Annotated in this window: 6 protein-coding genes and 1 pseudogene; all 7 read left to right on the forward strand. The window is 69.0% G+C overall.

The genetic code is table 11. From position 1 onward, the window contains the following. The first annotated feature begins 168 nt into the window (after positions 1–168). Positions 169–552 carry a preprotein translocase subunit YajC gene (gene yajC, locus AS181_RS03915; protein WP_058250272.1) on the forward strand — a complete coding sequence of 128 codons (384 nt, stop codon included), beginning with the start codon at positions 169–171 and terminating at the stop codon, positions 550–552. A 248-nt stretch (positions 553–800) separates the two neighbouring features. Then, a complete protein-coding gene (gene secD / locus AS181_RS03920; RefSeq protein WP_231742245.1) occupies positions 801–2,426 on the forward strand; it encodes a protein translocase subunit SecD in 1,626 nt (541 codons plus the stop codon). Further along, positions 2,423–3,616, forward strand: coding sequence for a protein translocase subunit SecF (gene secF, locus AS181_RS03925; RefSeq protein ID WP_058250274.1), 1,194 nt, complete (start codon positions 2,423–2,425; stop codon positions 3,614–3,616). The genes secD and secF overlap by 4 nt, the downstream gene beginning before the upstream one ends. Before the next feature lie 10 nt (positions 3,617–3,626). Next, a complete protein-coding gene (locus AS181_RS03930) occupies positions 3,627–5,360 on the forward strand; it encodes an ABC transporter substrate-binding protein (protein ID WP_058250275.1) in 1,734 nt (577 codons plus the stop codon). 16 nt (positions 5,361–5,376) lie between these two features. Further along, positions 5,377–5,952, forward strand: a complete 576-nt coding sequence (locus AS181_RS03935) for an adenine phosphoribosyltransferase (protein ID WP_058250276.1) — start codon at positions 5,377–5,379, stop codon at positions 5,950–5,952. Between the two features lie 107 nt (positions 5,953–6,059). Then, positions 6,060–8,444, forward strand: a complete 2,385-nt coding sequence (locus AS181_RS03940; protein WP_058250277.1) for a RelA/SpoT family protein — start codon at positions 6,060–6,062, stop codon at positions 8,442–8,444. Positions 8,445–8,710: 266 nt separating this feature from the next. Then, positions 8,711–8,909 (forward strand): annotated as a pseudogene (locus tag AS181_RS03945) (IS5/IS1182 family transposase); the annotation flags it as partial.

Below are 8,909 nucleotides of genomic sequence, written 5' to 3' on the forward strand. Positions count from 1 at the left end.
GGATCTTCGACGACCGTCGAGGACACCGGCACCACCTGCGGGGATGAGCTCCGCGCAAGACGTGGCACACTGTGTGGAGCACAGCTGAGCTGATGCTGCCCGGATTCGTCCGGACAGGCCGCTCGCTCACGCCGTACCCACTGATACCCAAAGGACTGACTCGCACTCATGGACGCTCTGCTCTTCCCGCTTCTGCTCGCCCTGCTGGCCGGCTTCATGTTCCTGTCGATGCGGAAGCAGAAGAAGCGTGTGGCCGAGATGCAGGAGATGCAGAACTCGGTGTCCACCGGTACCCGCGTCCAGCTGACCTCCGGTCTCTTCGGCACCGTGATCGACGCGAGCTCGCCCGACGTCGTCGATGTCGAGATCGCCACCGGCGTGGTCACCCGCTGGAACCGGCTGGCCGTCATGCGCGTCGTCCCGACGGATGAGGCCGCGGCCACCTACGCCGGCCACGTCGCCCCGGAGATCGAGTCCGACGACTACGGCGACGCCGACTCGGTCAGCCTGGACAAGCCCGCCACCGACAACGCGCGCGACAACGACAAGTAAGCCGCATCCGCGCCGCGTCGGACCACGACGCGGCGCGCCCGTCCGTCTGCACCGCCTCCGACGCGCTTCCGGCGTGTCCCGGCCAGGAGTGGACGATGGGTCATGCCGGTCGGGCTGCTCGTCGGCCGGTTGACGCTCTCAAGGAGACCTGAACAGCTGTGACAACTCCCTCTCGGACTTCGGGGAAGGGCCGGACTGCAGGGAAGCGGTCGCGACCGGCTCGAGAGATCCCGCCGTGGCGTCCGCTCGTGGCCTTCATCGGCCTGCTCGCGGTCGTCTACGGACTGATATTCTTCACCGGACCCCAGACCATCGAACCGAAGCTCGGTATCGACCTCCAGGGCGGTACGCGCGTCACGCTGACCGCGCGGACCGAGGACGGTCAGGCGGCGACCCGAGAGCAGCTCGATCAGGCCAAGCAGATCATCGAGCAGCGCGTGAACGGGCTCGGCGTCTCCGGTTCCGAGGTCGTCGTCAGCGGTGACAACCTGATCATCACGGTCCCCGGCCAGGACGGCGCGCAGGCCAAGTCACTCGGCCAGACGGCGCGCCTGTACGTCCGACCGGTCGTCGGGCAGCCGGCCATGGCGACTCCGCAACCGCCGAAGCCCGAGAGTGCCGACGATCAGGCCGACGCCCTGCCCACCGAGGCCGCGGCAGCCGCCATCGACGAGCAGCGCAAGCTCCGTCAGGCGCCGGGGAACGCGACCCCGCAGCAGCTCGAGGCTCTCCAGCAGCAGATGGCGAAGATGGACTGCTCGCCGACGGCCAACGACCCGCTGCTGGGCAACGACCGCCCCGACCAGTACCTCGTGGCCTGCTCGACGGACGGCTCGGAGGTCTACCTCCTCGGCCCGGAGATCATCGACGGTCGCGACATCAAGAACGCGAACGCCGGTACCGATCCGCAGACCGGCGAATGGGTGGTGACCCTCGAATTCGAGGGTGAGGCCGCCAGCTTCTGGCCCAGGTACACCGCCGAGCAGGCCCCCAACCGGACCCAGACCGCCTTCACGCTCGACTCGCGCGTCGTCTCGGCGCCGGCGATCAACGAGCCCATCCCGGGCGGTCAGACCCGGATCAGCGGCGGTAGCGCCAGTCCGTTCACCGAGTCGTCGTCGAACGAACTCGCCAACGTGCTGAAGTACGGCTCGCTGCCGTTGTCGTTCACCGCCTCCGACGCCGAGACGATCTCGGCGACACTGGGTCTCGCGTCGCTGCAGGCCGGCCTGATCGCCGGACTGGTGGGCCTGGTCGCGGTGTTCATCTACGCCCTGGCCTACTACCGCATGCTCGGCATCCTGACGGTGCTGTCGCTCGTCCTCGCCGGGGCCATGGTGTACGGCATCATCGTGCTGCTCGGTCGCTGGATCGGGTTCACCCTCGACCTCGCCGGCATCGCGGGTCTGATCATCGGTATCGGTATGACCGCCGACTCGTTCGTCGTCTACTTCGAACGAATCAAGGACGAGATGCGCGAGGGGCGCAGCTTCCGGTCCGCGGTGCCCCGCGGTTGGGCGAGCGCGCGCCGCACCATCTGGTCCGGCAATGCGGTGAGCTTCATCGCCGCCGCGGTCATCTACATCCTGGCGATCGGCGAGGTCCGCGGCTTCGCGTTCACACTGGGTCTCACCACGATCCTCGACGTCATGGTCGTGTTCCTGGTCACCCACCCGCTGGTCGTCTACGCGAGCCGTTCGACATTCCTGTCGAAGCCGAGCGTCAACGGACTCGGGGCGATCAGCGAGGTCGCCCGCCAGCGTCGCGTCGCCGCGCACCGGCAAGCGGGTGCGGCCACCGCCGGCACGTCTGCATCGTCGACGGACGCCGACCACACCACTGACGCCACTCGGGAGAAGGGGACCGTGCGATGACCGGGCCGGACAACAAGGCAACCGGCGACTCGGCCGTCCTCGACGCCGACAAGGCGCAGCCCGGCGCGGACGCCGACTTCGTCGCCGATCGCAACCGCTCGTTCCTGTCCCGGCTCTACACCGGTACCGGTGCCTTCGAGATCGTCGGGCGCCGCCGCATGTGGTACGGCGTCACCGCGGCGATCCTGCTGATCTGCCTGGCCTCGATCGGAATCCGCGGGTTCACCCTCGGTATCGACTTCGAGGGCGGCACCCAGATGTCGGTGCCGGTCGTCTCCTCGGAGATCACCGCGGAGTCCGTCGAAGAAGTTGTCACCGCGACCCTCGGCGAGGCGCCCGAATCGGTACAGACCGCGGGAGCCGGTGGCAGCCAGACGGTCCAGGTGCGCACCGAGACACTCGATCTCGCCCAGGCGGAGTCGGTGACGCGCGCGCTCGCCGACGAATTCGGTCCCGAACTCGCGCCCGCCGAGGTGAGCATCTCGGATGTGAGCTCGACGTGGGGCAGCGAGATCACCGAGCGCATGCTGATCGCGCTGGCCGTGTTCCTGGTCATCGTCTTCGTCTACATCGCGGTGCGATTCGACCGGGAGATGTCCATCGCGGCGATGGGGTCGCTGTTCTTCGACCTGATCGTGACCGCCGGTATCTACTCGCTCGTCGGGTGGGAGGTCACCCCGGCGACCGTCATCGGCCTGCTCACCATCCTCGGCTTCTCGATCTACGACACGGTGGTCGTGTTCGACAAGATCTCCGAGAACACCCGCTCGGTGCTCCAGACCACCCGGCGCACCTACGCCGAACAGGCCAACCTGGGTGTGAACCAGACCCTCATGCGATCGATCAACACCACCGTCATCTCGGTGCTGCCGATCATCGCGCTGATGGTCATCGCGGTCTGGCTGCTCGGCGTCGGAACGCTCAAGGATCTCGGGCTGATCCAGCTCGTCGGTGTCCTCGTCGGTACGTTCTCGTCGGTCTTCCTTGCCGCGCCGCTCCTGGCGACACTGAAGGAACGTCGCCCCGACATCGGCCGGCACACCGAGAAGGTCCTCCGACGTCGCGCCGGGCTCCCGTCCGACGAGCCGCGGCCGGTCCGGACGCGCCGAGGGGCATCCGCCGGGGCAGCAGTCGACACCGACGACGCGGACCGCGCGGTCCCGACCGGCAAACGCCGCCGCAACCGCTAGTCTCTGCGACGTGAGCGTTGGACGCCGGGAGTTCGTCAGGGTCCTGAGCCTCCTCGTCGGGCTCGTCACGGTCGCCGGGCTGGTGACGGCCTGCGGCGACGACGGGCCGCCGACGATCGACTACGTGGTCGACGCGCGGATCACGACCTACAACGCGAACACGGTGAGCGGCAACGCCGATGGCGTCCTCATGGCGACCACCCGGCTGCTGCCCGGCTTCAGTCTGCTGGGCCCGGCCGGCCAGGTCATCCCGGATCGCGACGTCGGCACGGTCACCCAGGTGCCCGGCCGCGTGCCGACCCTGCGGTATGACTTCAACCCCGAGGCGACCTTCTCCGACGGGGTGGCCCTCGACTGCGACGATCTCGTGCTCGCCTGGGCGGCGATGAGCGGACGGCTGCCCGGCTTCACCCCGGCGACCACCGCCGGCTATCGCGACATCGACTCGGTGAACTGCGCGGCCGGCGACAAGAGCGCGACCGTCACCTTCGCGCCCGGACGGGAGTACCGGAACTGGCTCTCGCTCTTCGGCGCCGGGGCGATGATGCCGGCGCATGTGGTGGCCCGCGTGGCCGGCCTCTCCGACGTCATCGACCCGATCCGGGCGATGGACCGGGCCGCCGTCGGACGCATCGCGGACGCATGGAACACCGGCTTCGACCTGACGTTCGGACCGGTCGATCACGCGCACTATCCGGCGTCGGGTCCGTATCGCATCGACCGGTACTCGCGCTCGGGCGGACTCGTCCTGGTGCCCAACGACGAGTGGTGGGGCGACAAGCCGGAGACCTCGCGCGTCGTCGTCTGGGGGCGCGGGACCGACGCGACCCGCCGGCTCCCCGACGGGCGATTCGACGTCGTCGACGTGACGGCCGGCCTCGTCGACGGTGACATCGCCGGTTCGGCGGGGGCCGCCGGGACGTCCTCGCCGGCGCGCGCGCTGGGCGTCGAGGAACTCGTCCTGGCGGGCCGCGGCTTGTTCGGCGATGTCCGGATGCGCCGGGCGTTCGCCTCCTGCGTCCCGCGAGCCGACCTCGCGCGCGATTTCGGCGCCGGCGCGCAGGTCTGGAATCTCCGGGTGCTCTCCCCGGCAGACAATCTGGCCGCACAGATGAACACCGAATTCGGCCAGGCCTATCAGCGGCCGGACATCGAACGAGCGCGCGGACTCGTCCGGGCGGCCACCGTGCAGGGCGCGGTACAGGATCCGGCCGGCGGCGAGGCGGCCGGTTCGGAGGTCGCGCTGCGACCGCGGACGGTACGCATCGGCTACGTCGCGCCGACTCCGCGCTGGCAGCAGATGACCGCGGCGATCGCGGCGTCGTGCCGCGCAGCGGGGATCGTCGTCGAGGACGCGTCCTCACCCGACCTGCGGCCCGACGCGCTGGGCCGCGATGTCGACGCACTCATCGTCGCCGGGGGCGCGTCATTCGCCGCGGCCGGTGCTGCCGACCCGAGCCGGGACGCCTACGCGTTGCGCGGCGGAGACCCCCTGAACCTGTCCGGCATCCGGGAGCCGATGGTGAGTCGGGGAGTGGATCAGCTCGCGACGACCGTCTCGGCGCCCGACCGACTCCGTCTGGCCCGGTCCATCGAGAACGCGACCTGGGCGACGATGCCGTCGGTGCCCCTCTTCGCGGCGCCGCGGGTACGGCAGTGGAAGGATCGGGTGGGCAACGTGGTGGCCGGTCTCGGCCGCGACGGCACCGGATGGAACATGGATCGGTGGACGATCCGTGGCTGAGCAGGGGAGTGAAGCGATGGGTGGTGTCGTGCCCGACCGTACGGCGGAGGCGGTCTCGCGAGCGCAGGCGGCGATCGCCGAACACGCTCGCCTCGTCGACGACTTCCCGGCTCCCGGAATCGCTTTCAAGGATCTGACACCGGTCCTCGCGGACCCGGAAGGGCTGTCGACGATCGTCACCGCGCTCACGCATGGTTGTTCGTCGATCGACCTCGTGGCCGGTATCGACGCGCGCGGGTTCCTGCTGGGCGGCGCGGTCGCGCGTGAGCTCGAGGTCGGGGTGCTGGCGGTCCGCAAGGGCGGCAAGCTGCCGCCGCCGGTCCTCGCCATCGACTACAGCCTCGAATACGGGCAGGCAACGCTTGAGATCCCGGCCGACGGCCTCGACCTCAGCGGGCGGCGTGTCCTGCTCGTCGACGACGTGCTCGCCACCGGCGGGACGGCGGTCGCCGCGGCCGAACTGCTCCATCGTGCGGGTGCGCACGTCGTCGGGGTCGCGGTGATCATGGAACTCGCGGGTCTCGGCGGCCGGGACACGATCGCCCGTGGCCTCGGACCGGACGTTCCCGTGCATGCGGTCGCACTGGACTGACGGCGTCGACCCGGTCATGGGCGGGCCGCGACTAGAATCGGCTGAGCCCGCCCGGCAGGCCGGACGGGTCACCGTATGCCGACAGACAACCGTGAGGAGGACCGCTGATGCCCGATGAATCCGACACGGCGCAGCGTGGCGTGACCCCCGCGGGTAACCCGGACGCCGGAGCGACGTCGGCCGAGACCGCCGACCGGCCGAACGCACCGGCCGCGGTCGGCTCCATCCAGCCGGGTGCGTCGGCCTCACGCCGGGTGCGCGCCCGCCTCGCGCGCCGTATGACCGCAACCCGCAGCCAGGTCCGGCCGGTCCTCGAACCGCTGGTCACGCTGCACCGCGAGATCTACCCCAAGGCCGACGTGGCGTTGCTGCAGCGCGCCTACGACGTCGCCGACGAACGGCACAGCGGCCAGAAGCGCAAGTCCGGCGATCCCTACATCACCCATCCGCTGGCGGTCGCCACGATTCTCGCCGATCTGGGCATGGACACCACGACCCTCATCGCGGCGCTGCTGCACGACACGGTCGAGGACACCGGCTACTCCCTGCAGGCGCTGGAGAAGGACTTCGGACCCGAGGTCGCGCACCTCGTCGACGGCGTGACCAAGCTCGACAAGGTCGCCCTCGGCAGCGCCGCGGAGGCCGAGACCATCCGCAAGATGATCATCGCGATGGCGCGCGATCCGCGCGTTCTCGTCATCAAGGTCGCCGACCGGTTGCACAACATGCGCACGATGCGCTTCCTGCCGCCGGAGAAGCAGGCGCGCAAGGCCCGCGAGACCCTGGAAGTCATTGCGCCACTTGCTCATCGACTCGGCATGGCGACGGTCAAATGGGAACTCGAGGACCTGTCGTTCGCGATCCTGCACCCCAAACGCTACGAGGAGATCGTCCGGCTCGTCGCCGACCGCGCGCCGTCCCGCGACACCTACCTGGCCCGGGTGCGAGCCGACATCAACAATGCGCTGGCCGGTGCGCGTATCAACGCAACCGTCGAAGGGCGGCCCAAGCACTACTGGTCGATCTATCAGAAGATGATCGTCAAGGGCCGCGACTTCGACGACATCCACGACCTCGTCGGGATGCGCATCCTCTGCGAGGAGGACCGTGACTGCTACGCCGCCGTCGGTGTCGTGCACTCGCTGTGGCAACCCATGGCGGGGCGCTTCAAGGACTACATCGCCCAGCCGCGGTTCGGCGTCTACATGTCGTTGCACACCACTGTGATCGGACCCGAGGGCAAACCGCTCGAGGTGCAGATCCGCACGCACGAGATGCACCGCACGGCCGAGTTCGGGATCGCCGCGCACTGGCGCTACAAGGAGAACGGCTACCGCAAGTCGGGCAAGAAGTCCGACACCGCCGAGATCGACGACATGGCCTGGATGCGCCAGCTGCTCGACTGGCAGCGGGAGGCCGCGGACCCGGGCGAGTTCCTGGAGTCGCTGCGCTACGACCTCGCCGTGCGCGAGATTTTCGTGTTCACCCCGAAGGGCGATGTCATCACCCTGCCTGCCGGGTCGACCCCGGTCGACTTCGCCTACGCGGTCCACACCGAGGTCGGGCACCGCTGTATCGGCGCGCGCGTCAACGGCCGGCTGGTCGCGCTCGAGCGCACGCTCGAGAACGGCGAGGTGGTGGAGGTGTTCACCTCCAAGGCGCCGACCGCCGGTCCGTCGAAGGACTGGCAGACATTCGTGGTCTCGCCGCGCGCCAAGGCCAAGATCCGGCAGTGGTTCGCCAAGGAGCGACGCGAGGAGGCCCTCGAGGCCGGCAAGGACGCGATCGCCAAGGAGGTCCGCCGCGGCGGGCTCCCGCTCCAGCGGCTCCTCAGCGCGGAATCGATGTCGACGATCGCCCGCGAGTTGCGCTACACCGACGTCACCGCGCTCTACACCGCGGTCGGTGAGAACCACGTCTCCGCACGGCATGTCGTCAACCGGCTGGTCGCCTCACTGGGTGGCATCGAGGACGCCGAAGAGGCGATCGCCGAGCGGTCGACGCCGTCGACGATGCCGACCCGGGCACGTCAGGGCGGCGACGCGGGCGTCATGGTCGACGGCATCGACAACGTCGTGATCAAACTCGCCAAGTGCTGCACCCCGGTGCCCGGCGACGACATCCTCGGTTTCGTCACCCGCGGCGGCGGGATCAGCGTGCACCGCACCGACTGCACCAACGCCGAATCGCTTCGGCAGCAAGAGGAACGAATTCTCGACGTGTCCTGGGCCCCGTCGCCGGAATCGGTGTTCCTGGTGGCGATCCAGGTGGAGGCGCTCGACCGGCACCGGCTGCTGTCGGACGTGACCAAGGTGCTCGCCGACGAACGCGTCAACATCCTGTCCGCGTCGGTGACGACGAGCCGGGACCGGGTGGCCATCAGCAAGTTCACGTTCGAGATGGGCGACCCGAAGCACCTCGGGCACGTGCTCAACGTGGTGCGCAACGTCGAAGGCGTCTACGACGTCTACCGGGTGACCTCGGCGGCGTGATCGGGAGGCTCTGTTCTGATTCGCCAGCCCACTCCCTCTGCTCCCTGAGGTGCGAGCGAAGCGAGCCACGAAGGGCCGGGTGAGCTGCCTCGCCAGGCCCTTCGTGGCTCGTCGCTCGCGCTCCTCGCACCTCAGGGATCACGGGTTTCGAGGTTCTTTTGGATTAGGGATCAGAGTTCCCGGCGCCTAGGAGACTGCTGAAATAGTCGGCGTCGTTTCGGTGTGGGGTGAGCGGGTTTGCCTGGTGGGCTGGGATCCTGGTGAGTATGCAGGGTGAGCCGGATCGTCAGGGTGAGTTTCTGGATGTGAACTCGGTCGTCGGGCATTTGCTGGCCGAGGGCAGTGTGTTCGCGTTTTTGGCTGCTCATCGCGAGCAGTTGTTCCCTGCGGAGATGTTCGCGGACCTGTTTCCCAGCGGCCGGGGCCGTCCGTCGATCCCGCCGGCCACGATGGCGTCGGTGATCG

This window comes from Gordonia sp. SGD-V-85 (assembly GCF_001456905.1).
Classification (GTDB): Bacteria; Actinomycetota; Actinomycetes; order Mycobacteriales; family Mycobacteriaceae; genus Gordonia; species Gordonia hongkongensis.